The following is a 671-nucleotide window of genomic DNA, read 5'->3' on the forward strand; positions in this document are numbered from 1 at the left end:
GCCTTCGATCTGCCTGGATCGGAGAATGTCGTGCAAATCCCGGTGCGGTATAGCCGCTAGCACCGCGGCATCACACGCTCCATCCGGAGGTCAGGACAAGCGATGCCTCAAACATCTGCGCACCGATCTCATCGCGTACTTTGACGGTTACCTTGACGAAATCGCAGTCGGGCATTTCGTCTTGGGCAACATCCTGCAAAATACGAATTGCTTCCGCTCTGGCTTGTTCCCGGGATTCGAACAGCTGCCCGTTATCATCGGGTATCGCGCCGTCACCGTTTTGAAGATCGAAATAGTACCGCTTCATTTTCGGGCCACGCTGGAAACATCTGGCGGGTCAATGTTTTCGCTTTATTGGTGGTTCCTGCCCGCTCGGCGGCCGTGCTGGTGAAGACGTGGTCGTTCAACGCACCGCAGCGCGAAGCGCCGATAGGAAAAGCACAAGCAACGCCAAGGCGTTGAGGCCGGCGGCGATGGCATGCGAATACTCCCATTGGCGCCGCAGCAGCTCCCAGTTTTCAGGCAGGACAGTCCAGTTCCGGGTCGCCTGATTGATTGGATAGGTCAGCGTCCAATTGTGTGGCGCCGATGCTGAGAAAGGCGACAACAACCAAGCCGAAAGATGCACTCGCTCGGTAGAGCAGGATCGCCAGGGCGGCCGTAGAGAGCAA

1 protein-coding gene is annotated in these 671 nt (G+C 57.5%); it reads right to left on the reverse strand.

Going from position 1 to position 671, the window contains the following annotated elements; genetic code table 11:
* Positions 1–70: 70 nt before the first annotated feature.
* Complete coding sequence (locus tag EN750_RS37655; RefSeq protein WP_127329012.1) at positions 71–307, reverse strand: hypothetical protein; 237 nt, start codon at positions 305–307, stop codon at positions 71–73.
* Between the last annotated feature and the right edge of the window lie 364 nt (positions 308–671).

Source organism: Mesorhizobium sp. M7A.F.Ca.ET.027.03.2.1 (assembly GCF_003999175.1).
Lineage (GTDB): Bacteria > Pseudomonadota > Alphaproteobacteria > Rhizobiales > Rhizobiaceae > Mesorhizobium.